General features: G+C 52.3%; 33 protein-coding genes. 1 reads left to right on the top strand and 32 read right to left on the bottom strand.

Annotated elements, in window-relative coordinates:
- Window positions 1-41: 41 nt before the first annotated feature.
- The 21 genes from ORD20_RS13835 to accC form a co-directional block, all read right to left on the bottom strand.
- Window positions 42-569: an NUDIX hydrolase gene (locus ORD20_RS13835; protein ID WP_242968472.1), complete on the bottom strand. Its 528-nt coding sequence runs from the start codon at window positions 567-569 to the stop codon at window positions 42-44.
- A gap of 150 nt (window positions 570-719) precedes the next feature.
- Window positions 720-1,064 (bottom strand): RNA chaperone Hfq, encoded by a 345-nt coding sequence (locus ORD20_RS13830; RefSeq protein ID WP_103375293.1) that lies wholly within the window; start codon window positions 1,062-1,064, stop codon window positions 720-722.
- A complete protein-coding gene (locus ORD20_RS13825; RefSeq protein ID WP_103375292.1) occupies window positions 1,064-1,786 on the bottom strand; it encodes a hypothetical protein in 723 nt (240 codons plus the stop codon). The genes ORD20_RS13830 and ORD20_RS13825 overlap by 1 nt, the downstream gene beginning before the upstream one ends.
- Before the next feature lie 98 nt (window positions 1,787-1,884).
- Window positions 1,885-2,952 (bottom strand): Glu/Leu/Phe/Val dehydrogenase dimerization domain-containing protein, encoded by a 1,068-nt coding sequence (locus tag ORD20_RS13820; protein WP_103375291.1) that lies wholly within the window; start codon window positions 2,950-2,952, stop codon window positions 1,885-1,887.
- A gap of 170 nt (window positions 2,953-3,122) precedes the next feature.
- Complete coding sequence (gene spo0A, locus ORD20_RS13815; RefSeq protein ID WP_103375290.1) at window positions 3,123-3,908, bottom strand: sporulation transcription factor Spo0A; 786 nt, start codon at window positions 3,906-3,908, stop codon at window positions 3,123-3,125.
- A 48-nt stretch (window positions 3,909-3,956) separates the two neighbouring features.
- On the bottom strand, window positions 3,957-4,190 hold the full coding sequence (locus ORD20_RS13810) for a hypothetical protein (protein WP_103375289.1): 234 nt from the start codon (window positions 4,188-4,190) through the stop codon (window positions 3,957-3,959).
- Between the two features lie 87 nt (window positions 4,191-4,277).
- Entirely contained in the window at window positions 4,278-5,531 is a 1,254-nt protein-coding gene (gene spoIVB / locus ORD20_RS13805; protein WP_242968471.1) for a SpoIVB peptidase, read from the bottom strand.
- Window positions 5,532-5,775: 244 nt separating this feature from the next.
- Window positions 5,776-6,834: an MGDG synthase family glycosyltransferase gene (locus tag ORD20_RS13800; RefSeq protein ID WP_242968463.1), complete on the bottom strand. Its 1,059-nt coding sequence runs from the start codon at window positions 6,832-6,834 to the stop codon at window positions 5,776-5,778.
- 19 nt (window positions 6,835-6,853) lie between these two features.
- Complete coding sequence (locus ORD20_RS13795) at window positions 6,854-7,288, bottom strand: divergent PAP2 family protein (protein ID WP_242968454.1); 435 nt, start codon at window positions 7,286-7,288, stop codon at window positions 6,854-6,856.
- A complete protein-coding gene (locus ORD20_RS13790) occupies window positions 7,281-8,942 on the bottom strand; it encodes a DNA repair protein RecN (protein WP_158246238.1) in 1,662 nt (553 codons plus the stop codon). Before ORD20_RS13790 ends, ORD20_RS13795 begins: the two co-directional genes overlap by 8 nt.
- Before the next feature lie 13 nt (window positions 8,943-8,955).
- Entirely contained in the window at window positions 8,956-9,411 is a 456-nt protein-coding gene (gene argR / locus ORD20_RS13785; protein ID WP_103375285.1) for an arginine repressor, read from the bottom strand.
- A gap of 5 nt (window positions 9,412-9,416) precedes the next feature.
- A complete protein-coding gene (locus tag ORD20_RS13780; RefSeq protein ID WP_103375284.1) occupies window positions 9,417-10,271 on the bottom strand; it encodes an NAD(+)/NADH kinase in 855 nt (284 codons plus the stop codon).
- On the bottom strand, window positions 10,268-11,119 hold the full coding sequence (locus ORD20_RS13775; protein WP_103375283.1) for a TlyA family RNA methyltransferase: 852 nt from the start codon (window positions 11,117-11,119) through the stop codon (window positions 10,268-10,270). The genes ORD20_RS13780 and ORD20_RS13775 overlap by 4 nt, the downstream gene beginning before the upstream one ends.
- The gene (dxs, locus tag ORD20_RS13770) at window positions 11,086-12,978 is read right to left on the bottom strand and encodes a 1-deoxy-D-xylulose-5-phosphate synthase (protein ID WP_103375282.1); all 1,893 of its coding nucleotides are present in this window, start codon (window positions 12,976-12,978) and stop codon (window positions 11,086-11,088) included. Before dxs ends, ORD20_RS13775 begins: the two co-directional genes overlap by 34 nt.
- Window positions 12,979-13,043: 65 nt before the next feature.
- The gene (locus ORD20_RS13765) at window positions 13,044-13,919 is read right to left on the bottom strand and encodes a polyprenyl synthetase family protein (protein WP_173677084.1); all 876 of its coding nucleotides are present in this window, start codon (window positions 13,917-13,919) and stop codon (window positions 13,044-13,046) included.
- 1 nt (window position 13,920) lies between these two features.
- Window positions 13,921-14,118: an exodeoxyribonuclease VII small subunit gene (xseB, locus tag ORD20_RS13760; RefSeq protein ID WP_103375281.1), complete on the bottom strand. Its 198-nt coding sequence runs from the start codon at window positions 14,116-14,118 to the stop codon at window positions 13,921-13,923.
- A complete protein-coding gene (gene xseA, locus ORD20_RS13755; RefSeq protein WP_103375280.1) occupies window positions 14,115-15,320 on the bottom strand; it encodes an exodeoxyribonuclease VII large subunit in 1,206 nt (401 codons plus the stop codon). The genes xseB and xseA overlap by 4 nt, the downstream gene beginning before the upstream one ends.
- Entirely contained in the window at window positions 15,317-16,174 is an 858-nt protein-coding gene (gene folD, locus ORD20_RS13750) for a bifunctional methylenetetrahydrofolate dehydrogenase/methenyltetrahydrofolate cyclohydrolase FolD (RefSeq protein ID WP_103375511.1), read from the bottom strand. The genes xseA and folD overlap by 4 nt, the downstream gene beginning before the upstream one ends.
- A 165-nt stretch (window positions 16,175-16,339) precedes the next feature.
- Window positions 16,340-16,801: a transcription antitermination factor NusB gene (nusB, locus tag ORD20_RS13745; RefSeq protein ID WP_103375279.1), complete on the bottom strand. Its 462-nt coding sequence runs from the start codon at window positions 16,799-16,801 to the stop codon at window positions 16,340-16,342.
- Between the two features lie 28 nt (window positions 16,802-16,829).
- Window positions 16,830-17,252, bottom strand: a complete 423-nt coding sequence (locus ORD20_RS13740; RefSeq protein WP_369825238.1) for an Asp23/Gls24 family envelope stress response protein — start codon at window positions 17,250-17,252, stop codon at window positions 16,830-16,832.
- 12 nt (window positions 17,253-17,264) lie between these two features.
- Window positions 17,265-18,611, bottom strand: a complete 1,347-nt coding sequence (gene accC, locus ORD20_RS13735) for an acetyl-CoA carboxylase biotin carboxylase subunit (RefSeq protein ID WP_103375277.1) — start codon at window positions 18,609-18,611, stop codon at window positions 17,265-17,267.
- Window positions 18,612-18,831: 220 nt separating this feature from the next.
- Here accC and ORD20_RS13730 point away from each other — a divergent pair, with 220 nt between their 5' ends.
- Entirely contained in the window at window positions 18,832-19,188 is a 357-nt protein-coding gene (locus tag ORD20_RS13730) for a DsrE family protein (protein ID WP_173677083.1), read from the top strand.
- Window positions 19,189-19,337: 149 nt separating this feature from the next.
- On the opposite strand, the gene ORD20_RS13725 is transcribed toward ORD20_RS13730, so the two are convergent.
- The 11 genes from ORD20_RS13725 to ORD20_RS13675 all read right to left on the bottom strand — a co-directional run bounded on the left by ORD20_RS13725 (window position 19,338) and on the right by ORD20_RS13675 (window position 26,606).
- A complete protein-coding gene (locus tag ORD20_RS13725) occupies window positions 19,338-19,838 on the bottom strand; it encodes a SpoIIIAH-like family protein (RefSeq protein WP_103375276.1) in 501 nt (166 codons plus the stop codon).
- Between the two features lie 26 nt (window positions 19,839-19,864).
- The gene (locus ORD20_RS13720) at window positions 19,865-20,383 is read right to left on the bottom strand and encodes a hypothetical protein (RefSeq protein ID WP_103375275.1); all 519 of its coding nucleotides are present in this window, start codon (window positions 20,381-20,383) and stop codon (window positions 19,865-19,867) included.
- Between the two features lie 38 nt (window positions 20,384-20,421).
- Window positions 20,422-20,916, bottom strand: a complete 495-nt coding sequence (locus ORD20_RS13715) for a stage III sporulation protein AF (RefSeq protein ID WP_158246237.1) — start codon at window positions 20,914-20,916, stop codon at window positions 20,422-20,424.
- Window positions 20,916-22,076, bottom strand: a complete 1,161-nt coding sequence (spoIIIAE, locus tag ORD20_RS13710) for a stage III sporulation protein AE (RefSeq protein WP_103375273.1) — start codon at window positions 22,074-22,076, stop codon at window positions 20,916-20,918. Before spoIIIAE ends, ORD20_RS13715 begins: the two co-directional genes overlap by 1 nt.
- A 12-nt stretch (window positions 22,077-22,088) precedes the next feature.
- Window positions 22,089-22,481, bottom strand: a complete 393-nt coding sequence (locus tag ORD20_RS13705) for a SpoIIIAC/SpoIIIAD family protein (protein ID WP_103375272.1) — start codon at window positions 22,479-22,481, stop codon at window positions 22,089-22,091.
- Between the two features lie 16 nt (window positions 22,482-22,497).
- Window positions 22,498-22,698, bottom strand: coding sequence for a stage III sporulation protein AC (spoIIIAC, locus tag ORD20_RS13700; protein ID WP_103375271.1), 201 nt, complete (start codon window positions 22,696-22,698; stop codon window positions 22,498-22,500).
- A gap of 16 nt (window positions 22,699-22,714) precedes the next feature.
- Window positions 22,715-23,251 carry a stage III sporulation protein AB gene (locus ORD20_RS13695; protein WP_146039023.1) on the bottom strand — a complete coding sequence of 179 codons (537 nt, stop codon included), beginning with the start codon at window positions 23,249-23,251 and terminating at the stop codon, window positions 22,715-22,717.
- Window positions 23,212-24,123 (bottom strand): ATPase, T2SS/T4P/T4SS family, encoded by a 912-nt coding sequence (locus ORD20_RS13690; protein ID WP_103375269.1) that lies wholly within the window; start codon window positions 24,121-24,123, stop codon window positions 23,212-23,214. The genes ORD20_RS13695 and ORD20_RS13690 overlap by 40 nt, the downstream gene beginning before the upstream one ends.
- A 188-nt stretch (window positions 24,124-24,311) precedes the next feature.
- Window positions 24,312-24,806, bottom strand: a complete 495-nt coding sequence (locus ORD20_RS13685) for a CD1247 N-terminal domain-containing protein (RefSeq protein WP_146039022.1) — start codon at window positions 24,804-24,806, stop codon at window positions 24,312-24,314.
- 118 nt (window positions 24,807-24,924) lie between these two features.
- Entirely contained in the window at window positions 24,925-25,488 is a 564-nt protein-coding gene (efp, locus tag ORD20_RS13680) for an elongation factor P (protein WP_103375267.1), read from the bottom strand.
- Between the two features lie 35 nt (window positions 25,489-25,523).
- Complete coding sequence (locus ORD20_RS13675; RefSeq protein ID WP_103375509.1) at window positions 25,524-26,606, bottom strand: M24 family metallopeptidase; 1,083 nt, start codon at window positions 26,604-26,606, stop codon at window positions 25,524-25,526.
- Between the last annotated feature and the right edge of the window lie 2 nt (window positions 26,607-26,608).

The raw sequence follows: 26,608 nt of genomic DNA, 5'->3' as shown, positions 1-26,608 counted from the left end.
CCCTTTTGGTCAGCACGGCCTTCACACCCTAAGACGACCCGTTAATGGCCCGAACGATTTACCCACCACTGCAACCCTGCATAGGCAATGCCATTCAGCGGTGTGGAGCGGTTAAAAAACTCGATGACTTGGCGTCGGGTCCAAAGTTCCGTGCTAATCTCTTCATCAGCCTCTAAAGCAGGCGCCCCAAGGCTCAGATCCGTTGCAAAATAGAGAGAAAGTTTTTCATCGGTATACCCAGGAGACGGATAAATGTCTGCGACAAACTCCCATGACTTTGCACGGTACCCCGTTTCTTCCCGGAGCTCCCGTTGAGCGGCCTCCAAAGCGCTTTCTCCGGGGTCAACTTTACCAGCGGGCAACTCCCAAAGAAAATCCTGTACCGCCCAACGATATTGTTTAATGACAACCACCGCGCCCTCTTGAGTTTCAGCAATGACCGCCACGGCAGGAACGCGGACGACCACTTCACGCGTGGTATCTAAGCGGCCGACCCTGACGGGATCCACCCTCACAGACAACGTACGGCCTCGATAGATCCACCGTGGCATTCCTGACCGTTCTTCCAAGGTATAAACCTCCTTATATTAGACTATCCTTTTAGCAAGAGGAGGTATAGATAATGTATAAAGTCCAGAAACTTCTGTTTTACGGAACAATACAAGAATTCAAGGATTGGCGCCAATTATGGCTACCCGCGTTACCCGTCACCAACTATCTTACAGCGTTGGATCACCGTCAAAAGCTCCCACGTAGCGACGAATCGCACGAATCGCCGATTTAAATAATAGCACCTCTTCATCACCAGACACCACGAGGATGGCATAGGTATCAAACCCATCTATCGTCCCAACCAGTGTCGTGCCGTCTAAAAATGTGACTTCAACCGGAATCCGTCCTGTAATGAGATGCTGATAAAAAGCGTCTTGCACATAGCTGGTACGGCTTCCCGGAGTACTCGCAGCTTTGCTAGGCTCGGGTTTCGAAGGCACCTGAGGCTTAGACACCCGGGCTCGCGCGCTACGCTGGGTGTGGGGGATTTCAATCCATTTATCTCCTGACACTACTCTTCATCCTTTCGCTCATCCAACTCTTCCGAGCTTCCTAATACTTTTTTCGGCACAGGTCTCTCGATTTGACCTAACCGGCGATTGACCGCGTCGAGAACAGCCCGAACTGCCGCTCCCTGCCCGTCGCCACGTTCCGGAGCTGCGCCAATTAAGACTTCTTCTTTGCGTTTATTCGTCACATAACTGAGCGCAACGGCTACAATGGTGCGCCCTGCCATCTGAAACGTTCGCAATTCTGTTAATACCACTGGCTGCGCCAGTTCGGGAATTTGATTCACAGCGTCAACTGTCGCCCAGGCCATAATATTGTGATACTGACTAGGTACATAGCGTCCGTGCCAACGACCCTCAAAATCCGTCGTCGTATCATCCGCTGGCTGCAACCGCACATATCCCTGGGCATTTTGATGCACCGTATCCAAATCAATCCGAAATTCTACTACCGTAAGCCGGGCTAAGGGCCGCGTCGCCCGGTCATCCATAATCTGCGCGACAGAAACTTTTTTATGGTCTACGCGTAGGCCCCACTGAGCCAACAAGGCACTTTCCACATCACGTACGATCTGCTTGGGCGAACGATCCAACGTCGTTAACACGTGAATTTCTTCAATGGCTCCCCATTCGTTAACGGCAACATGCGAACGCAAAACGGTAGGCAGACGTTTAATCAAGGCCTCAAGCTCAGCGACAGGTACATGGTCAAATTCTTGACTCATTCGGGCGGAAACTCCTTTATTAGACTGGTATTTTTTGCATTATGAAAAAGAGGACATCATAACATTCGATATCCTCTTTGCAAATTCCTCTATTTTTGTTATTCCGGAATATAAGTCGAATCTACCCTCCCCAAAATATGAATCCGAGCTTCCGCCACTTGGTCGGCGGCTTCCTGGGTAGGGATTTGGGCTTGTTGGGCATGTTGCAAGATTTCTTGGACCTGCTTGCCTATCCCGCGAACCCGCGCATAGGCTCGCTCTTGATTATAACCATCACGGTGGAATTCGTCGGCAACATTCACCACTCCACCCCCGTTAATAACATAATCCGGAACATACACGATCCCACGTTTCATCAACTCTAAGCCATGGCGCGGTTCTTGGAGCTGATTGTTGGCCGATCCAGCAATAACTCGGCATTTAAACTGATCAATCGTGCGATCGTTGATGATAGCACCCAACGCACAAGGAGCAAAGACATCCGCGTCAACCCCATAGATAGCATCCGGAGCCACCCATTGCGCGCCTAATCGGTCCGCCACAACCCGGCCCTCGTCTTCATGAATGTCTGTGACAATGAGCGTAGCACCCTCATTCTTCAACATTTCGCCCAACAACGTCCCGACGTGACCGAGCCCTTGAATCGCAATCCGACGACCATGAAAGTCTGCACTGCCAAACGCCAACATCATGGCCGCTTTCATGCCTTCTAGCACACCCAAAGCTGTTGCTGGGGAGGGATCCCCACTTGTTTCCTTTAATCCGCCGACAAACTCGGTTTCCCGTGCCACAACCGCCATGTCGTCCGCGTTGACACCAACATCTTCCGCCGTAATATAGCGGCCTCCAAGACTTTGAATCAGCCGGCCAAATGAACGCAATCGTGCTTCGGTTTTATCGTGCCGCGAGTCAGCCCATATAACAGACTTACCTCCACCGAGGTCCAATCCCATCGCCGCATTCTTGTAGGTCATGCCGCGAGATAATCGCATGACGTCGGTAATCGCGTCATCTTCGGAGTCGTATGGCCACATGCGCAAGCCGCCCAGTGCAGGACCCAAAGTCGTATCATGGATAGCCACAATGGCCTTCAGCCCCGCCGCTTGATCATACCAAAACACAAGCTCTTCATGTCCGTACTGCTCCATCGCCTCAAATATGTTCATCGTTAACCCGCCAGCGCGGGAGTCACTTCCTTTCTGTCCTATGGAGGTCTGTTCGCACTCCGTTCCTCATCATGTCACAAACCTTCTCAATGGTAAACTACCCGGATACCGAAAATATACTCGGAACCGGCTAGCCGTGTGACAAGAAAAAAGCCCCCAAAAATGGGGGCCTAGCTGGCTTTAATCTGCATTCTCAATTTGTCAGCAACCATCGCAATAAATTCCGAATTGGTGGGTTTCCCGCGATCACGATTCACAGTGTGGCCGAAAATCCCGTTGATGACATCGACATTACCCCGAGACCACGCCACCTCAATGGCATGACGAATAGCGCGCTCCACCCGGGAAGGTGTCGTCTTATACGTCTGCGCAATGGCTGGATACAACTCCTTCGTCACTCCGGACAGTAAATCAACGCGATCAATCACCATGACAATCGCTTCACGGAGGTATAAATAGCCTTTAATATGGGCGGGAATTCCAATTTCGTGGATAACATTCGTAACTTCGACATCCAAATTCTTTACAGGTGCTACCGTCACCTTGCCACTACTTGCCGCCGGCGCCTTACGTTCTGCTGTCGAGGCCCCGCCAAGCTGCTTAACCCGCTCCGCAAGTACTTTGAGGTTGAAAGGTTTTAAGATGTAATAATCTGCGCCTAACTCTAAGGCTCGTTGGGTCATCGTCTCTTGACCAAAAGCCGTGAGGATAATCACGCGGGGCGGATTGGGCATATTCATTTCGGATAGCCGCTCCATCACACCTATTCCGTCCAAATGAGGCATAATAATATCTAGAACAATCACGTCTACCGGGCGTTGACTCAATATGTCAAGCACTTCCACCCCATGATTCGCCACTCCAACGACTTCCAGCCCATCTTGTTTGTCAATAGCGTTCTGGAGCAATTCGCAAAAATCACGATTGTCATCTGCAATCAAAACCTTTATTGCCATTTCCCATCCTCCCGCATTTGCACTCGATATTTGCCACAGACCGTTCTTCTATGATTTTGCCTGATCTTTGCCGTCTTGCGAAGTCTCTTTTTCATTCTCATTCTTCCATATTTCTCTGTTTTTCGACACCAATCCCTGTTCTTGCATCCACGCCAAACGGAGATACGTGGTTTTGGTTTTCAGCCACAAAGACCGTGCATACTGACTCATAATCCATAAAATGCCTAAGATAACGCTAAAAAAAAGCCATAAAAAAAGGGCTGCTCGCGGATGATCAACCATGGATCCCACCACCTCTCAGCGCTTCCGTTTAGGGAAATATGACGAACGAATTCGTGATCGCCCGCCATATTTCCTGCTAAAGATCGGTTATGTCAAAGATTTTTGTTTGACCATCCAATACGCATAACACCCATAACCCAAGCTAGGACGGCTCACTAACACATGAGTGACTGCTCCTACAATGCGACCGTTTTGAATAATAGGGCTGCCACTCATTCCCTGAATAACTCCCCCCGTTTGACTTAACAACCGCGGATCATCCACCTCAAACAACAACCCCTTGGTATGGGGTGCCCATTGGGGATACGTTTTCAAAATGCGCACCGCATAGGCATGGGTGCGTTGTCCATGCAATACCGTGATAATATGTGCTGGACCCGGTGTGACTTGATCGGGCAACGCTACAGGCAAAGGCTTAGCCGGGCCGTAAGGTCGGTGCCATAACGTCCCCGTAATCCCAAATATTCCGTTATGGCGAACATTCCCTTGAATATCTTGCCCCCCTGTCAGAACACCAATTTTTTGTCCCGGAGCATTGGCAGTCCCAGCGATAATCCCGACAATATCAGCGCCCGTTACACGACCACTATGCACTTCGACAGGGGAACGCGTTAAGCCATCCGTAATACTGTGTCCCAGTGCTGCATATTGCAAAGAATGCGGATTATAAAACGTTAAGGTCCCGACACCACTCGCGCCGTCTTGTACGAGAATCCCAATTTGCCACCGATGATGCTGAGAAGACCACAGCGCACGAACGGAACGAAGGTGAAAACTCCGACTGCCTTGAACTCCTAGCATCACCGCTTGATGACGCCGCCCCGCTTGTTGCACGGCTTGCGCTAAGGCTCGATCTGAATAAACGGGGCGATGATTAACCTGAACAATCACATCCCCCTTATCAATTCCTGCCTGTTCGGCCGGATCCTCAAACCGTCCATGACTCCACACAGGGGCATATTGGGTCACCACCAACCCTTCGGTATTAACCAATACCCCCATAGACTCTCCCCCAGGCACCTCATAGATTGGCTTCGTGACCTCCACGGGCACTTGCCTCCATGGAAGCCATCCAAACAATTTCGTTTGCAAGAGAAATCGGCCCGGCGTCATCCCCCTGACTTGGGCAACATTACCCGAGATATTCACCGGGCCCACGGACGCCGAAGACAACGACAGCCATGAGCTCCAAGGCAAGACAACTTTTTGACCTTGAGGAACCATCACCGCATCGGGTAACGCCGCCATGTTTTGCACAGGCCTGGATAATCCAATCCCCACGGTAATCCCGGCCGCGATTAATCCCACAATTCGCCTTTTCGTCCAAAAATGTTGCCGCACGTCTTTCACCTCCCGTTCCTTTTGCGTTTATAAGGTCCCGGAAATGCGGTCACTTCATGCCCGGTAATATGCCCAAGGCCTGTCTTTGCATCCAACGCAAAACGACTTGACCGCGGTTTCTTAAGAAAAACCCGCAGTCAGCGACATTGTTAGAGGACATTACATTGTTTAGGACCATTTTCCAGAAAACGTGAAGACGACGTGTGCCATTTGGAAAGGGACAACGAGACAATGCCCGGCCGATTTAGAGTTCTTGCAGACGTAACGCGATGGCTTGCGCCGCATGCGGCCGGGCCCATTTTCCTTGAGCATGAATAATTTCTTGCCGTTTAGGAGAGTCTTCTGGTAGAAGTTCTTTGACTCGTGCAGCGAGTTGACCTTTATCACCACGTACGGCCATATTGTGACCGACGAGGCGGTCGCGGTTGGCCTCTTCCTGGCCCGCAATCCAATGCGTTAAAATCCAAGGTACGCGTGATTGAGCGACTTCAGCAGCTGTAACACCGCCCGGTTTTCCCACGACCAATCGGGAATGCCTTAACAATAGGGGCATTTTTTCCACATAGCCCACAATGCTGACGGTGTCGGGCCACGTTTTTTGATCTAAGTGCCAATGGAGCTTCTCATTATGACCGCAGACGGCCACAACGGGATAATCAATTTCCGATAATTTTCTTAAAATCCGGTAATAAGGTCCCATGCCTAAGCCTCCCCCTAACAACACAATGGGATCTTTGGCGTAAAGTGGCAGTTCCCAAGCCGGATCCCGAAACGACGAGCGAATGGGAATTCCCGTCTGCCAAACTCTGTTGGCATCCACGCCAAATCGTGTTAAGTCTGCGACTTGTTCGGGGAACCAGACTGTATAGGCATCGGCCATAGGCTCGTACCAGAAACGGTGCACGGACAAATCGGTAAGAACGCCCACCAGTTTAAATGGTCGCTTTTTGCTTTTGACCCCGGCCCAGGCATTGAGCGCAAAGGGATGGGTGGCCAAAATAACATCCGGATGATAAATATCATATACGTGCGACAGGACTTCCTTTCCCGTCTGCATCCAATGGCGGCGATGACCTTCCCAATGGTAACCCGTACGATCTTCCCAACGAAACACCCCACCATATTGCTTAGGAAGGTATTTTAAGGCCCAAAAATACAATCCCGTTTCAATCCGAGCCCGTCCCACCAAGTGCTCAGAAAATTCTACGGCCATGCCGCGTTGCAAACACGCCTCAGCTAACGCACGCGCGGCAATATCGTGGCCTGTGCCAATGGGTAGGCTTGCAATGAGTACCCTCATCATACGCTCCTTGCCTAGTCATTTAATAAAAAAGGCGGCTAATCAGTAAGCCCCATAACGTCCCCGCAATAACTTCCATTGGGGTATGACCCACAAACTCTGGCAACGATTTATCCCCGTCGGGATAATCATCGGAGCGCGCCAACCGATTAAGATACCGCGATTGCAAACCAACAGTACGGCGAACACTGAGCGCATCATATAAGACGATTAATCCAAAGACACTGCTAATCGCGAAATCTGGTGATTTCCAACCATAACGGAACGCAATGGAAAACACAAGTGCCGCAACCATTGCCGAGTGTGACGATGGCATGCCTCCAGCCCCAAAAAGCCTTTCATATTGCGCCTTGCGTCGTCCTATCGCATACAACACAAATTTGAGCAGCTGCGCGCTTAACGCTGCTGTCAGAGCACTTATGAGGATGCGGTTACCATGAGCCAACCAACTAGTCAACCTCTTCCCCCTCGCCCAAAAGATGGCGTGCATGGCCCATGGCCACGGAATCTACCTGGCCGCTGAGCATACGCGCGATCTCTCGTTCCCTCTCGACACCTTGGACCCGTTTGACAAGCGCGCGCACGATCGCATCCTCAGCGGTGCGTGCCACTACCCACTGATCAGCGGCACGAGCCGCGACGGACGGCTGATGACTAATCGCTACAACTTGGTGGTCTTTACCTAATTGCTGCAATAAGCTCCCAACTTGTGCCGCACTCTCCCCGCCAAGGCCGGCATCGAGTTCATCAAAAATAAGGGTAACATCGGTGCGGCCTCCACTAAGCACCGCCATAGCGAGTGCAATGCGCGCCAACTCCCCGCCCGATGCGACCTTAGTGGCTAAACGCAATTCTTGTTGAGCCGACGATGCAAATACAACACTTGCCCGGTCGAGCCCCGTCGCACTGGGTTCGGATGCTTCTAGCCGCAACGTCACCACGGCATGAGGCATTTCCATCTCGTGCACCAAATCGCTCACACGGCGGCTTACTGAGAGGGCCGCTTCCTTCCTGATACGCGAGAGTTCTTCGGCCACCTTCCGGTATGCCTCCTCCGCCTCCATTGCTTGCCGTTCGGCCACACGTAAATCCCACTCCAAATTTTCCCATCCTTGCAGATCTCTATGCAAGGCTTGCATATACTGCAACACTTCGGGAATGGTCATGCCATACCGACGTTTCACCCGCGCCAAATCATTGGCGCGGGCTTCGAGCTCCTCAAGGCGATCCGGTCCTTGCTCCAAACCACTGGCCCACTCACTCAAGGCCAAACGCAACTCGTCAATCACATCTTGGGCTTGTTGAATGAGTCCTTCCATCGTAACGGCCGACGGATCTAGCCGTACTAACCCCTCCACTTGCCGTCGTGCTTGGTCAAGTTGCGCTATGATGCTAGTTCCCTCAGCACCATCAACAATTTGGCTTAAAGCTTGGGATCCTTCCAGTAACTGTTGCCGCGACCGCAGACGCCCTAAGTCTTTAGTCAGTTGGCTCTCTTCATCCACGGAAAGACCTAAAGCTTTCAAACTGGCGTATTCCTGGGCCTTCTCCGCCATAACCTCGGCCTTAGCCGACCCTTGCAACAATTCCTGCCAAGCGGTTTTCGCCGTCCGCCATTGTTGATAGGCTGCCTCAACGGCATCACGAAGATCGTTAAGCTGTGCATAGTGATCGAGCCATGTTAACAAGGTCGTCGGCTCGAATAGTCGCAGCGCATGATGCTGACCGCTATAGTCAATAAGCTCCGTGGCCAAATCCCGCACGGCTTGACGGGGCACAATTTGGCCTTGGATACGATAAATAGACCGCCCTTCACGGGACATATCGCGCTGCACGATTAACACGTCATCTTCTTCAATGCCCCACTGTCTCAATGCAGTCCACAAGGGATGGCTAGAGGCTACCGAGAAAGCCGCACGAAGGCGAAAACTTCCGGCAAAGGGCCCGACGTGGTCTGCAGTTCCCGCCAATCCCAGCACAGCGGGGACGGCGGTCAATAACAACGACTTTCCTGCCCCAGATTCACCAGTAACCGCGGTAAACCCCGCGGCCAAGGAAATTTCTGCCTGTTGGATAATGCCAAAGTTCTCCACCCTTAGAGCGCTTAGCATAACCGCACCCCATTCATCGCAGTTCATCCAAACGAGATGCCAACCGCGGTGCATCGTCTTTGGAGCGTGCAACAACTAACACGGTGTTTTCACCCGCCAACGTTCCAACCACCTCAGGCCAATCCATTTTGTCAATGGCCTCCGATACGACTTCTGCCCCCGCCGTAAGCGTTTTGACCACCACCAGATTCTCGCTGACGGTGTAACCCGTTAACACTTCGCGCAACAACCGACGCAATCGGTCCCGTGTAGCCCCCAACACATGGTCATCAGGCAATGCATAGCGATGCGTATCCTGATAAGGGACTTTAATCAGTCCCAATTCCTTAATATCTCGAGAAATCGTCGCTTGAGTGGCCGGCATCCCTTTGGCTGCCAAAATTTCGGACAATTCTTCTTGAGTCTGAACCGCCTGTTGGGTAATAATCTCCTGGATTAATGACTGACGCGAACGCTTATCGTGCCGCATAACTCTTAATGCCCCTTTCGCCACCCCCGCAGAACTTGAAAAAAGCTCCAACCAGGGCGACGAAGAAGCCGAATCGTCGTCGAACTGGTTTCAACAAGCACCTCATCACCATCCTCCAAAGGATGTGTTTCTTGCCCGTCCACGGTCACCAGCGTATCCCGGTGCATGGCTCGCACGCGTATTTTGACTTGCTGGCCGCCGTTTATCACAATTGATCGATCAAAAAACGAGTGAGGACAAATCGGTGTCACGACCATCACACTCAAGGCCGGACTTAAAATCGGCCCGCCTGCTGAGAGTGAGTAGGCCGTTGACCCTGTTGGCGACGCAACAATCAAGCCGTCCGCAGGATACGTTGTCACATAGCCGTCATCGACAAAGGTTTCCAAGTTAATCAAGCGCGCAAATGGGCCTTTCGTGACGACCACATCATTCATTGCCTCAAATCGCGCTAGTTCTTTTGAGCCCCGCATAACCTTCGCGGACAACAACCGACGTTGATCGATCTCATATTGATTATTGACCATTGCAGTCAACGCAGGCAATAAGTCGGGCACCTCAACTTCGGTTAAAAATCCCAAATGTCCAAGATTCACGCCAAGTATCGGACAGTTAAGCCGAGACAAAGCCTTGGCGGCATGAAGCAGTGTGCCGTCCCCCCCTAACACCACGACACCATCGATCATCCCCGCTTCCAAGGTCTCCAAAGCCCTTCCTAGTTCTGGGAACCCCGTCTCTTCGGCTAGCGACTGAGGGATCGTTACGGTTATCTCACGTTGAGTCGCCCAATGACGGATTTTGCCCGTAAGGCCGCGCACTTGGTCCTTGTCGGGATTGGGCCAAATCATCAGATGTTTCACCGCTGTTCATCCCCTTCCCAGGCCTGATCCACAATGTGACTGATCGGTGGAACGTACACGGCATCGCCAGGTGCCTGACCAGCCAATAGGCTCAAAAATTCAATATTGCCTTCTGGGCCGCGAATGGGCGAAGGGGCCAGCCCCAAAACCGTCCAGCCTTGCTCCTTGGCTTGTTCCACAAAACGCGACAATACCGCTTCGTGAACACGGCGATCTCGCACAACGCCATTTTTGCCTACGTGTTCCCGCCCTGCTTCGAATTGGGGTTTCACTAGCCCGACAACCCGGCCCGATGGCTTCACGATCGATAACAGAGGTTTTAACAAGAGGGCTATCCCAATAAAAGAGGCATCGATGGAGGCAGCATCCACCCGGTCAACGCCAGGCAGCATATCTGCTGTTAACCAGCGCGCATTCGTCCGCTCCAGCACTGTCACCCGTGGGTCTGTTCGCAAACGCCAGTCAAGCTGGCCATAACCCACATCAACCGCCCACACATGACGTGCCCCATGCTTCAGCCAACAATCCGTAAATCCGCCGGTCGAGGCGCCAACGTCCACGACGTCCCACCCGTCTGGCTGAATGTCAAAAACTTTTAGGGCTTCTTCCAACTTTAGACCACCCCGACTGACATAGGGATGCGCCATCCCATCAACTGCCAGCTGATCGTCCGCCTTGACCAGATGACCCGCCTTCGTCATAACCGAACCGTTCACACGCACCTGCCCCGCCATAACCAAAGCCTGAGCTTGCGTTCGCGTGGGTGCCAATCCTCTCTCGACCAAAACGCGGTCAAGACGCGAATCCCCGTGGCCTACTTTTCGGCGGTCTTCTTTAGAGGAAGCCACTCTCTCACCCTCCGCGCCACGCCATCAGCGTTCAATTCGTAAAGGTTTAAATAGTAGTCGACGGAGCCATGATCAATAAATTCATCTGGCAATCCGGCATTAAAAATCGGTACGGTCACCTGCGCCTGATTAGCCCACTCATTAATGGCAGACCCGAAGCCGCCAGCTATGGCATGTTCCTCTAAGGTCAAAACCGCCTGGGTTTCTGCCATCACCGCCGTCATAAGAGCTGTATCCAATGGCTTCACAAAGCGCGCGTTGACAACGCCAACGTCATACCCCTCACCTTGCAACATCTCACGGGCAGCCAAAGCCTGATACACTAGTGGCCCTAAAGCAATAATGGTGACATCGCGTCCATGAGCGAGCCATTCCCCCGTCCCCCACACCAAAGGCGAGGAGGGCTGTTTGAGATCGAGCCCTCGTGTCGCTCCTCGAGGATAACGTAAGGCCACGGGATGCGGTCTATCCCATGCCCCTTGTAACAGTTGCTGTAATTCGACCTCATCTTTCCCCATTGCGATCTCGATATGAGGAACCGTGCGCAGAAAGCTGATGTCATACACCCCTTGATGCGTCGCACCATCGGCACCCACTAGCCCGGCCCGGTCTATACCAAAAATCACGGGCAAATCTTGATGGCAGACATCATGTATCACCTGGTCATAGCCCCTTTGTAAAAACGTGCTATAGACCGCAAAGACAGGCCGCATACCGCCTACCGCTAATCCCGCTGCAAATGTCACCGCGTGCTGTTCAGCAATCCCTACGTCAAAAAATCGGTCCGGAAACACTTTTTGGAACATGTCCAACTTCGTCCCGTCAGGCATAGCCGCCGTAATCGCCACAATCTCAGGATGCACGCGAGCCATATCAATCAAGGTTTGACTAAATACCTCGCTGTAAGAAGGGGGTTGCCGTTTTTTAATAAACTGTCCCGATTGGATTTCAAAAGGTCCCGGCCCATGAAATTCCCCGGGCCGTTGTTCAGCAGGAAGATATCCGTGACCTTTTTGGGTAATCACGTGCACCACTACAGGACCCTCGACGCTCTGGGCATTGCGTAACACAGAAATCAAATCGCTTAAGTTATGTCCGTCAATGGGACCGTAATATTTAAAGCCCAATTCTTCAAAAACATTGCGCGGCAACACCGCATGATGCAAGACATCTTTGGTCTTCTCCAACGTCTTGCGAATTGACCCTCCGAAGACTGGCACAGAATCTAAGAGCTGCTCCACTTCCTGCTTCATGCGCGTATAGGCCGGCGCAGAACGCAATTCGGTGAGATAATGCGAAAACGCGCCCACGTTAGGAGCAATGGACATGGAGTTGTCGTTGACCACCATCACCAAATTCGTTTTGGACTGGCCAATCTGGTTCATCGCCTCCCACGCCATCCCCGCCGTCAAGGCCCCATCACCAATAACGGCTACGACCTGATAGCGCTGTTTACGTAAATCCCGCGCCATGGCCATGCCCATCGCCGCCGACAATGCCGTCGAGGCATGACCTGCTTCCCAGACGTCATATTCGCTTTCACGCCGCTTAAGAAATCCCGACAGCCCATTGAGTTGCCGTAAGGTACCAAACGCATGATAACGTCCTGTTAGAAGCTTGTGCGCATAGGCTTGATGACCGATATCCCAAATGAGCTGATCAGTTGGGGTGTTATACGCATAATGCAGCGCAATGGCCAATTCCACTGTGCCTAAACTTGCCCCAATATGGCCTCCTGTTTGCGCCGTTGTTTCAATAATCACTTGACGCAATGCTGCCGCCAACTTTTCCAGCTGCAACACCGACCATCCGCGGATATCCTCAGGCGAGCGAACCAGTTCCAGGATATTCTCTTCCATCGCTTCTTCTGCCCCCTAAACTTTACAACAACACGTACGACAACTTGGCATAGGTGGGGTCATGTTTACCACTGACGGTCCACAGCAAAATCCACCAAACGTCGCAAGATGTCTGATTGTGGCCCCGACCCAATGGCAATTTTTGCGCGTATGCGGTGGTCGTCCGCCAAACGCCTAGCCTGATCTAACCCCACCAAACTTGGATACGTCGCCTTGCCCAACGCGCTATCCGTCCCGATGTTTTTACCCATGGCCGCCGGATCGCCTACGACATTCAAAATATCATCAACAATTTGAAAGGCTAAGCCAAAATGTTCGCCAAAATCTAATAGTGCCTGTTGTTCCCGTTCGTTGCCCGACAAGATAGCCGGGATGACCAAAGCCGCTTTAAACAAGGCCCCCGTTTTATGGCGGTGAATATTTTGCAGCTCTCCTAGCTCAACATCCTGGCGCTCGGCCGCTAAATCGAGCACTTGCCCTCGAATCAACCCTTCACGGCCCGCGGCACGGGCTAAGTATACCGTCGCTCGCAAAACATCTTCAGCTTTCGCCGTTTGGATAGTCCCCATTTTGACAAAGGCTTCTGTAAGCAACGCATCGCCGGATAAGATGGCCATCGCTTCGGGAAACATTTTGTGCGCGGTGGGACGGCCTCTGCGTAAATCGTCATTATCCATAGCAGGCAAATCATCATGAATGAGCGAGTAGGTATGAATGTACTCCACCGCTAATGCTGCGTCTCGAAAAGTATCGGCCGGCAACCCCAAATACAAAGTGCTGGCCATCACTAATTGCGGACGAAGACGCTTACCCCCCGCAAGCAAAGAATAGCGCATCGCTTCTTCTACCGCGCCCGGTTGGGCAACGCGGCACACGCTGTCCTCGTTAATCCATTGCTCAATTATTTCACGAGTCTCTTGGAGCCATTGTTGAATGTCCACATTAGGCCTCATTTTCCGCATTTAACAAGTCTTCCGCTTGATTGAGCAACAGATTTGCCTTTTCACTCAGTTGACGAGCTTCTTGAAAAATCGTCAAGCTCTCTTTAAGCGACAAATTCCCACTCTCCAGCTGACGCACAATCTCCTCAAGCCGGATAATTAGATCCTCGAATCGCTCCAAGTCATTATCTTGCGTCATGCCTCGTCCTCTTTCCCCGGCTTTTCGGATATCATCCAATAGCTCCCATTATACCAGTGTATCTCATAGTGTTCACCTGGCCGAATATCGGCCAGGTCCCGAGCCTTCCCCTGTGTGTCGGTGAGATAGGTGTAACCACGCGCCAAGACCGCCGAGGGATTTAAGGCATCAAGCCCCGCCGTCAGACGATCCAGACGGGCTCGGCTGATTTGTACCCGGCGTTCCATCGCACGGTCCCGCCGCTCTTCCAGCCGATCAAGCACATCGCGGCGACGCCCCACGATACGACCAGAGTCTGTTAAGATTCCGTGTGCCGTCCACCCTGCCAACCGGGAACGTTCCCACTCGATGCGGTGGCGCATCGCGCCGTGAATGCGTTGGCTTAGTAAATTTAAGCCTTGGATCAAACTCGCACGCTCCGGTACAGCAAGTTCTGCCGCCGCTGACGGGGTCGGAGCCCGCATGTCGGCGACTAGGTCCACCAGCGTCGTATCAATTTCATGTCCCACAGCGGAAATGACAGGAACAGGCGAGGCCGCTACCATGCGTACTACCGCCTCATCATTAAAAGCCATTAAGTCCTCTTTTGATCCGCCACCTCGACCAACAATCAACACATCAATGCGATCTTGATACGCCTCTTGCAAAGCACGCACAATGGCCCTAGGCGCTTCCGGGCCTTGCACTAATACCGGAAATAAGCGCACTGGCATCGACGGAAATCGTCGGCGAATCACCGTTTCAATATCGAAGCGCGCCGCTCCAGTTCCTGATGTAATCACCCCAACCGCACGCGGCAATCGGGGCAAGGCACGTTTGGGCGACGAAAAGAGGCCTTCCATGGCTAGCTTCTTTTTTAAGGCCTCAAGTTTCTGAAATTGGTCTCCATCGCCTGCTTCTTGGACTATCGCGACATAGAACTGCGTTTGTCCGTCCCGCTCGAAGACCCCCACGCGTCCAAAAGCCAAAACCGACAAACCATCGCGCAAGGGAGCTGTTAACGAGGCAGCATCGCGCCGAAACATGACCCCCCGCAATTGGGCTTGGTCATCCTTCAAAATGAAATACCAATGGCCGGAGCTGTGGTGCTTGACGCCTGACAACTCACCTTTTACCCACACCCTTTGCCATTGGGGCACCCCTTCCACAAGTTGACGGATGCTCTGCACCAGTTCATGAACGGTGACGGTAGCTGGCGTCATGCGTTCAATTCTCCTTGAAAGGCCTGCCAGGTATTACTCAGCAGCATGGCGATCGTCATCGGGCCAATCCCCCCGGGGACAGGTGTAATGTAGCCCGCACGGGTCAGTACCGCAGGAAAATCGACGTCGCCAACAAGTCCTTGGGCCGTGCGATTAATCCCAACATCAATCACGACCGCGCCGGGTTTAATCCAGTCTGCTTGGACCAAATGCGGTCGGCCAACGGCTGCAACCACAATATCGGCGTCTTGAGCCATAATACTGGGATTGGGGGTTTTCGAATGCAATACACAAACCGTCGCATCTTTTTCGAGCAAAAGCAGCGCTAACGGCTTCCCAACCAACTGAGAGCGTCCCACAATCACGGCCTTTTTGCCCGCTATGGGCACATGATAACGGGACAATAATTCCATAATACCTAGCGGCGTACAAGGCCTCAGTCCGGGTTGTCCTGTCATCAGACGGCCCATATTTGTAGGGGTCAACCCATCGACATCTTTGCGAGGATCCAAATGTTTAATAATCACTTGAGCATCAATATGGGGAGGCACTGGCAACTGCAGCAAAATGCCATGGATGCTGGGGTCTTGATTGAGCATTTCAATCATTTCCAGCACCTGTCCAGTCGTAGCCGACGCGGGTAAAAGGACTTGTCTGGAATCCATTCCCGCCTGCGTGCTCGCACGATGTTTATTGCGCACATAAACCGCTGAAGCCGGGTCGTCACCGACCATCACCACCGCAAGCCCAGGCCGCCGTCCCGTTCTCGCATAATGTTCGCCAACTTTGACCGCAAGTTCTGCCCGAATTTGGTCAGCAGTCGCCTTGCCGTCTAGCAGTTGGGCCTTGGACATCACCACGAATCACCCTTTCTTACGTTCTTGATATCCACCTTATGCTACCTACTGTCAGGAAAATAGCGTCAAAGAACTTGCGCTCTCGACGCTGTTTGGTGGAGGAGATGTTTGTTCATGCCGTAGACACGTCCGCCCGTTCCGAAATCGTCCATGACCCAACTCCTATGCGGGAGGCTCCGCCGATGTCCCAGCATCCGCAGGCTCTGACACGATCCGGTCAAGGTCCCCTTCAGGGCGTATCTGTTTCGCCACAGCCGACAGCACCCCATTGACAAAACGCTTGGCGTCGTCGGTACTATACTCCCCCGCCAATTCCAACGCTTCCGAAATAATCACAGAAATGGGCGTGTTATGGTCATTATAGAGTTCATACACCGCCATGCGCAGAACATTGCGGTCGATGGTAGGCATGCGCTGAATTTTCCAGTCCACAGCTGCTTGCGCGATCACCGCATCCAGCTCCGCTTGTTGCTGAACAACTCCTTGGACAAGGGATTGTGCAAATTCCCGGTCAGCGGCATCGGGTTCATGTAACCCCTTCAATAAAATTTCGATCCCCGTTTGCGCGAGATCATGCTCAAACAAAATTTTTAACGCCTCTTCCCGGGCATGATGCCTTGCCACGGTTCTACCTCCTCCATACTCCTGTCACTTAGGTCACATCTGTTGGGTTCTCGGAGTGCTGTTCATTATTCCATTCATGGTCTGGCTCTGTCGCAAATGACACTCCTTGAACGTGAATATTGACATCCGATACCGTTAATCCCGTCATCCGCTCGACCTGTTCTTTCACCTGATCTTGAATTCGGGATGCGACCTCAGGAATCTTCGCACCATACCGCACAACCACAAATAAATCAAGACTTACGTGATTCTCTTTCACGTCAATCTTGACGCCGCGACTCGCCGTTTTCTTTCCCAACATTTCGGTCAAGCCGCCTGCCAAACCGCCACTCATCGCCGCAACACCATCCACTTCGCTGGCCGCAATGCCCGCAATCACAGCAATAACCTCATTGGCGATCTGTACCGTTGGTAGCGTCTTGACTGGTAGCAGCGTTCCTTCTGACATCATGCGCTCCTTTCATCAAGCTCCTTTAATGCGCTCTGCCAAAAACGTCGTGTGAATTCGCCCGGCACAAAACTCTTCGTCGTCCATGAGCTGACGATGCAGTTCCAAGGTGGTCTTGACCCCTTCAATCTGAAACTCACTCAACGCGCGCCGCATGCGTTCGATGGCCTCATCTCGTGTCCGCCCCCACGTCACAACCTTAGCGAGAAGCGAGTCATAAAAAGGTTGAACTTGGTCGCCAGTTTCTGCCCCTGAATCAACCCGTACCCATGGACCACTGGCCTCTTTCCATAAGGTAATTTTTCCGGGGCTCGGACGAAATAGGTGTTCGGGATCCTCGGCGTTCAGACGGCACTCAATACTCCAACCAGACAGCACGACGTCTTCTTGACGAATCGACAACGGCAAACCCGCCGCGACCCGAATTTGTTCTTTCACAATATCCACACCGGTAATCATCTCAGTGCAGGCATGTTCAACCTGGACTCGCGTATTCATCTCCATGAAGTAAAAGTGACCGTCATCATCTAAAAGGAATTCTAAGGTACCAGCGCTCGTATAGTGGACCGCCTGCGCTGCGCGACGGGCCGCCTCACTCATTTGTTCGCGTAGGGCTGGCGTCATCGCACATGATGGGGCTTCTTCCATCACCTTTTGCCTCCGGCGCTGTAAGGACGATTCTCGTTCTCCCAGCGTCACGACATTGCCCTGGCTATCGGCAATCACTTGAATTTCAATATGACGGGGCTTACGCAAGAATTTCTCAATATAAACATCCCCTTGACCGAAAGCCGATTTGGCCTCACGACTTGCACTTTCTAGAGCATTGGCCAATTCTTCTGGGGAATCGACAACCCGGATGCCGCGACCTCCACCACCAAAAGAAGCCTTCACCATAATAGGATATCCAATTTCTTCTGCAACTTTCTGGGCAGCGGCGATATCATCCACAGCGCCCACCGTCCCGGGCACAACTGGCACCCCGGCTTGAATCATCATTTGTCGCGCTTGCGCTTTAATCCCCATTTTTTCAATGGCATCCGCCGGCGGACCGATAAACTTTAGCCCCCATGTCTGACACACGGCGGCGAAATGATGATTTTCGGACAAAAAACCATACCCTGGATGAATAGCCTCTGCGCCCGTTTGAATCGCCGCATTGATAATATTGGGGATATGAAGATAACTAAGATTAGAAGGAGCAGGGCCAATGGGGAACGCTTCATCCGCATATTTCACATGCAATGCATCTTTGTCCGCATCGGAATAGACCGCAACCGTCTTGATGCCCAGCTCCCGCGCTGCCCGCATCACCCGAATTGCGATTTCTCCCCGGTTTGCAATCAAGATTTTCTTAAACACCTCGACACCTCCGGTTCTACCTTCCTACTAGACCACAATCAGACAAGAATGTCTAGATGTCCCTCACCCATGAACAACGCCTCACAAGAAAGAATCATGCACAGACTTTGGGTCTGATTGGGGGACCCTTAAATTTAGAACCCAGTCCATCTCGTATGGCCATTTCTGCAATGTGATATGATGGCCTAGGGCACCAAGAAGACGTTTGGAGGTGTTGATCATGGAGAACAATCAGCCGACTTTAGTGGTGTTGACGACAGGCAAAGAAGCTTTTGTGCGAGCCAATGCGATTTTACAAATGACTTTGATGTTGAAAAAATTTCGGCCCGATATGGCCGTGGAGTTCCTCGCCTTAGGTCCCGGAATAGAAATTCTAAAATCGAATCAAAAGAACTCTCCACAATTCGGTCAGCAATTACAAGCCATGCGCGATGCTGGCATCACCATCAGCGTTTGCGAACAGTCCATGCAAAATCTGGGATTAACAGCCGATCAAATGTTTGAAGCCCAAATTGTCCGTGGTGGTCAGGAAGTCGCACAACGTCTAGGAGAAGGCTATCACGTCTTAACCTTCTAAACAAATATCTGACGGGGTGCCGCACTCTGACCCCATTATTCAGGTTAGCTCCTCTTTTGTAAAATACTGTATCCAAAGAAGCCCCTATGAGGAAGACCCGGACCAGTGGCCGCGGGTCTTCTTTCATGGAGGTGCGAGCTTCTATTTATTCAGGACTTGGGCAGGATCACCACGTCTTGTGGCGGCAATGAGGTCACTTCGGTAATGGTGTCCGCGATACGCCCAATCTGCTCGCTCGTCAAGGACGCTCCTCCGACCACGACAATCGCTTTATTTTGCGTGACCGTCACGGCACTCAGCGGAAATCCTCGAGCGGATAACAGCCCCTCCGCCTGCGTCTCCTCTTTAAGTTCTTGGGTATCTTGCACCATGGTGGCCGAGGCTTGATCTTTCGCCGATTGACCAATCGATGGATTTTCGGTCAAAGCTTTCAGCGTCGCAATTTCTTCGCTCATCACCCGGTCACGATGCATACGGTAATTCACGAAATAGTTTTCTAAATTCGATACGGTATTGGCCTGGTGTTGTTGCGGGGTCACCGAGGCGGACAAGGCGGTATTAGGGGCTGTACGGTGGTAGACCACATACCCTAACAAGACAGCGAGCACAGTCACAAAGGCAGCAAAGCGGACGATTTGGGGACGTTTCATGGCAATCTCTCCTCTCACAATGCTCATTAATTGGTAGGCAAAATCAATACTTGGTAAGGTTGGACCTGAAGCAACGTTTCTACAGCTTGAGCAAGCTCGGCCCTAATGAGGGGATTGCGGGCGCTCGCCGCCACGACGACAACGCCAGCCACCGACGGACCGAGTTCATCCAACGGGACCACGGCCTGCCCAGAGTTCGTCGTTATCACGACGGGAGAAGACCCTTGCCCACTTTGGTTCGTATCGACGTACTGGGAGGTCATGCTTTTCGTCAGGGTGACCGCCACGGACACTCGGTGCACTTGCGGAATATCATCAAGAATTTGTGTCAATTGCGCCGATACTTCTTGTTCCTGTTCAGCCAAAGGGCCACTATGTGTCGTCGTGACCGCTTTTTGGGTATGGGGAGGTGAGGGCACGGAAGGACCGAAACTTCCAAATCCTAACAATACAAGGCCTAAAATCCCCACTCCCGCCAGCCGATACAATTTCGTACGGTCTTCTTTAGCAAATTTCTTCCACCACTCTTGGAAATTACTAGCCATATGGACACTCCTTCTCCTTCCGCCGTACTCCTTTGAGGCTACGGTTCTACCCGGTACCGTGTGATAGAGTGCTTGGGTTGGTCTGATTGCACGATGAGATGAACTTTGGGAGTTTCGCCGGTCGTGACCGCCAAGGCATCTTCAATGTATTGTCTCAGCGTTGCGGTGTTGGTCGTTCCTGAGACTCGCACCACGGCGCTATATCCTCCTTGGGTGTCTGCTGAAATGGTGCATGCTTGCACATTTTTGTAGCTGAGTACCATCGCTTCCGCTTGGTCAATCTGCTCGGCGTGGACTAAAGACGAAAGATTTTGTCCCGTTCCTGCCCCAATCCAGGCGTTAGGCTGAGGCGACTTGCCAACCTGGTGAATCAGACTCCAAACGGGACTCACCATCGCTAACAAGAGCACTAAACCGACAACAAGACCCGCATATTTTTTGAGGTCTCCTTTCGGCAAAACAAAGTCGGCCAAGTTGCCCAAGAGCACAATAATGATGAGGGAACGCACCCAGTGTCCAATCAGCGCTATCATTACAATCCCACTCCGTTCGATACGGTTACCACAACCGTAATCATCAGGAAGAACATCAGCGCCACAGAGCCCGTAATGGCCAACAACCATCCCACGGCTGTGGCCATAGTTTCTAAGGTCCGGTGTACCCCACTAACCCCAAGCGGCTCAGTCGCTGCAGCCCCCAATCGGTAAAGCACCATCATGACAAACAGTTTGAGCACGGGAAACGCTACCAGCACGATGATGGTGAGGGCTCCAACCACCGATACCGCATTTTTCAATAGCATCGATGAGCCTAAGACCGCTTCCATCGCGTCGGAGAATGCCTTACCCACTACAGGAACAAAGGTATTGGCCAGAAATTTCCCCGTGCGCAAGGTCACACCATCGGCCACGGATCCGGCAGCCCCTTCTACGGCCATCACTCCTAAGAACAAGGTCATCAATCCTCCCAGCAGCGTTAACCCCGTCTGCCGAAGAAGCAGCGCCAAGTTTTTCAACGAAAAATTCGGCATCCAATGACTCACCAAGTCCAAGATGGTAGCCAATAGCACCAAGGGCAACACCCAACTCCGCGTCAACATCGCGACAAAGTTCACGGTCAGCATCATAACGGGATGAAAGATCCCAGCTGAGGCTACCGCCCCGCTGCCGGCCATCAACACCACCAACAAGGGAATCAAGGACTCCATGAGATGAACCACATCTGTGAGGAGTTGATTGACCATCGACAGTGCCAACCCAAAGGAGTGGAGGGCAATCAGAATCAACGCCGACACGACCACCATCTGGGAGACTTCAGCCACCCGCCCCGACCCATCAATAGACTCTGTAAGACGAGAGAGAATGGCCGCCAAAACCGATAACAAAAAGATGACGCCTAACACCCGTCCTTCCGTCTCCAAATCCCCTGCAATCGCTTGCGTCAGGGCATCGAGCAGTTCCTGGAGGGAAAAAGGATTTTTGCGGTGCAAGAGGTCCGAGGCCATTTGCGAGACCGTTGGGATATGCACCTGAGGATACGGATTAACCAGTTGCGAGACTTGATGGTCTAAGGACTCGGTATTGACACTTTGGGCCTGTTTGGTGATAAGAGCATCCACCGTTTGGGCATGCACGACGGGAGAAAAGCCCCACACCATGGCCATCGCCGCAAGCCAAATCCACAGCCTTTTCATTGCCATCGCTCCTCAGGACGGTATCATTTTCAAAACGGTCTGCAATATGGCACTGACCAGCGGAAGTGCCAAGGCCAAAATCACGATTTTCGCTCCCACCTCTATGCGCCAACCGACGCCGGCTTCCCCCGAATCATAGGCAATATGGGCAGCAAATGTTGCCAGATAGGCAATGCCGATGACCTTCAGCAGGAGACCGAGATAGAGTCCTCGAATGCGAGCTTGGTCGACTAATTTCAGAAATCCCGAAAGCACCTCTGCAAGTGGCGTAATAAGCACCAGCAATAAGGCGGCTCCTAAGGCCAATCGCAGAACCACACCGAGTTCTTTTCGCTCATCACGCACCACGACGAGCAACAGCGTCCCAATGATGCCCATAGAAACTAGGCGCAAGATGGTGTGCACAGGAGGCCTCCTTCACCTACAGGTTGAACATGGTGCGGACCGCGTTAAAGAGTTGCTGCACTTCCCGGAGCACTAACAAGAACCCGATAGCCACCCCGGCCAGCGCCACCAACTGCCCCCATTCCTTGCGATCGAGTCGCTCCAGCACACTATAGGCCACGGTTACCAGTATTCCAATTCCTGCCAAACGTACAATTAAGTCAATGTTATTCCCCATATCCTCACTCCGTTTGTCAGATGAGAACGATAACGAGGGCCAATCCCGCCAGCGATACGAGGGTTTCCGTAAGGCGTGCCGTTTTCAGTCCCTGACTGCGAGCTTCGTGCAAAAGCCTAGTGAGCTCCATTTCTGCGGCCTGCAGATGGTTCAACTGAAATTCTGCGGCAGATTGACCCAAGACATGGCCCAATTCGTTCCACACGACGAGGTCTTGTTCCCACAATCCCGGTACGCATTGCAATGCTTGACGAAAGGCGCTTGCAAAGTCGGTATCATGCTCGCCAATCCTTTCGGCAAGACTATGGGCCATAGACTGCCAGGCGGGAAATGGACGGCTCGCGCGTTCGAAAGCGGTGGCTAAAATGCGGTGGTGCCATCCAATCTCCGGCCGCAGTTGGCCAAGAATTCCAATACCCTGTTCGAGCGCGGTAATACGCAGCCGATACGGTTTAGCCATTAAATGGCCCAAATACCAAGCGCTTAAAACCGTTAATACCGCCCCAAACAGCTTCATGAGGCCAATCGCCATACCTGTTGATGGCCTTGCCACAGTTCTTCCACAGTTCCAGGCCCAAAACGCCGGCTAATGACCGCTACTGCAGGAAAGAGAGCGGATACCCGAATCCCTTTAAGGTCCGGATCGGCAATGGCTTCAAGTTGTTGGTAACTTCCCGCGTGAATGCTCGCTAATACGCCGACACCCGCTTGCAAGGCCCGGGCGACGGCTTGCAGATCTTCCGGTCCCCCGATTTCGTCTACGACAACCCAGTCCGGGCCTAATGTTCGGATTGCTGCCATGATACCTTCAGCCTTCGGCCAAGCATCTAAGACATCGGTATGCATGCCTAGCCAAAACCCGTAGTGACCGCGATAAAATCCTGCCAACTCCGATCGCTCATCCACGACGGCCACCCGCTCCCCACCATCACTGAGGTGGCGCGCTAAGTCTCTCAACAAAGTCGTTTTCCCACACCGTGGAGGAGCCGCAATCAAGAGCGAAGGGATAGGCTGGGTTGTATCGAATAGATTGAGGACCTTTTGGGCCGCCCCATAAACATCTTGGGCACGGCGAAAATTCAACCCCGTGATGTCAGTCATTGTGGAAAGCACGCCGTCGCGCCATACCGCTCGACCCGCAATGCCCACACGGTGTCCCCCCGGCAACGTCAAATAGGCGTGGCGCAATTCTTCGACCCGGGCGTATAGTGAATGGTCTGCTAGGATCGACACCAATTCATCAAGATCTTGTTGACGCAAAACATCGTGTTCGGGATCACCAAGTGCCTTCGACCAGTTTGGCCCGTAACACAGGACAGGACGATCCAGACGAAAGCGCACTTCTTCCACGTTTGCCAAGTGCTTAGGCCCAAGCTGCTGCACTTTCTCTTTCCAACGCCGCGGAAGAAAATCCCATGGCTCCATCCTTTTCACTCCTTCCTGGACGTTGCATTGATCTCCAACGTCCGGCCGGGATGTCCATCCCAGTTACTTGATATCTATGGACAGGGCTGACAAGTTATACCAAAAAAGTTTGCATCACTCCTATGCATAAAAAAGCCCGCGGCTGGCGACCGCGGGTCTTGCCTATAACAGGCTGTAAGGCTAATGGTTTAATGGTAGGCCGTATAACCGGGACCGTCATCCTCATCCGCATCATCCATGATGATGCAGTCTTCCTCGCTGTCGTAGATGACGTTGCCACAGTGAGGACAACTGAGTTGAATGTCGTCACGGTCAAACAGTTCTCCATTATAGGACGATTCTCGGTGACACACGGGGCATTCCAGCGCGATATACGAGGGTTCTTCGTCAAATCCGTTGCCAACGAGCCCTTCGTCATCTAAGGTATCGTCGTCATCGAATTCAATATCGTCATCACCATCGTCATACAGTTCCTGTTCGACGTCGAGTAAGTCCTCATCAAGCTCGTCAAGGAAATCCTCGATCTCTACTTGATTGGCGGTCACTTCCTCGACATCCAAAGTCAGATCCCGTAAAACATCAATGATTTCCTCGATAATCTTGCCTTCGCGGCTACGCGAACCCACGTCATACCGCTGGGCCATGCCCACCAAATGTGAAACCCTGCGTCGAAGATCTGCCATAGACCACACCTCCTTAGCCGTTACAGCTCTACCTTCTCCATCTCCAAAGGATTTCATACAAACGCAAAACGAAAGAGCTCAGTGGATTTCCACTGAGCTGGAATGCACCCTCTGAGGTTTAGGAGTTTGCCCGTCCTAAATACAATCCCGTTCGTGTATCGACATTGATTTTCTCTCCTTGTTCCACAAAGAGAGGCACTTTGACTGTTGCGCCCGTCTCGAGCTTAGCCAGTTTCGTAGCTCCGGTTGCGGTATCGCCCTTAAATCCTGGTTCGGTTTCCACAATTTCTAACGTCACGCTATTAGGAAGTTCAACCCCAATACTGGCTCCTTTGAACAGCACTACATAGCAGATCATATTTTCCTTCAGAAATTTGACCCCATCACCAATGTCGGCAGCGCTCAGAGTCATTTGCTCGAAGCTCTCGGTGTCCATGAACGTATACTCGTCCCCGCTGCTGTACAAAAACTGCATTTCATGCTTTTCCACTTTTGCTGCTGGGACCCTCTCGCCCGCATTAAAGGTGCGGTCCACAACCCCACCGGTTTGCAGATTTTTTAGTTTGGTTCGTACAAAAGCGGATCCTTTCCCAGGCTTTACATGCTGAAACTCAATGACCTGATAAAGTACCCCATCGAGTTCAATGGTCACACCGTTACGAAAATCGTTTGAAGAAATCACCGACTCCCACTCTCCCGTCGTCCTCGTATAATTTGTTATAGCGCTCCCCACTGTTTATCCCAGTGAGTCAGTCGTTCATATCCGGTTGCCGTAATGACTACGGTATCTTCCAACCTTACGCCTAAGACATCCGGAATGTAAACACCGGGCTCTACCGTGATGACCATGCCGACCGTTAACTCAAAATCAACCAGCGGATGAGGCCCAATAAATGGGTCCTCATGCACTTCCAAGCCAACCCCATGACCAGTGCCATGGCCAAAATAGTCGCCCAGTCCCGCTTGAGCAATCACGTTCCGGGTCGCCTGATCAACCGCCGAAACCCGTATCCCCGGTTTCAGAACCTGCAGCCCCGCTGTTTGCGCCTGTTTCACAATATCATAAATTTCCCGTTGCCGCCCGTTTGCCTGCGAATCCGATACGGGCCACGTCACCGTTTCGTCGGAATGGTAGTGGTCAAATACCGCGCCAAAATCGATGGTCACTAAATCTTGGGCTTCTAGCAAACGCGTAGAGGGCTCAGCATGGGGCAATGAACCGCGAGGCCCGGAGGCAACAATGGTTGGAAAGGATAAGGCGTCCGCTCCTAGTTCCCGCATGGCATGCTCCAACGCCACGGCTATTGCTCGCTCGGAGATTCCGGGACGGATAAGGGGCGTAATACTTTTGAGGGCTTGGTCTGCAATGTCAGACGCCTTATGAATACGAGCAACCTCGTTTGCATCTTTGACAAGACGAAGAGATTCCACATGCCCTGCGGCCGCTACCCATTCAATCCCGGGTAAGGCATTGCGCCACTGATCCAACATCTGCACGGTCACGCGGTGCGTTTCAATGCCGATTGTTTTCCACCCGCTATCCCCCACACGCCCGGCTAAGCCTTGCGTAAGGCGCGGAACTACTACCACTTCGTAATCAGGCGCTTGAGCCGCCGCTTGTTCGGCATAACGAAAATCCGTGAGCAACACCCGGCTGTGCTTGCCAATTAATAGCCATCCCGCAGAACCTGTAAACCCGCTGAGATAAAAGCGATTTTCAGGAGAAACAATGAGATAAGCATCGACCAAGGCGTTTGGTCGCTCCCATAGTTTGGCAATGCGCCGTGCATAGACTGACATGC

The organism is Sulfobacillus thermotolerans (assembly GCF_039623705.1).
GTDB classification, from domain to species: domain Bacteria; phylum Bacillota; class Sulfobacillia; order Sulfobacillales; family Sulfobacillaceae; genus Sulfobacillus; species Sulfobacillus thermotolerans.
This window is presented reverse-complemented; position numbering and strand designations above follow the sequence as displayed.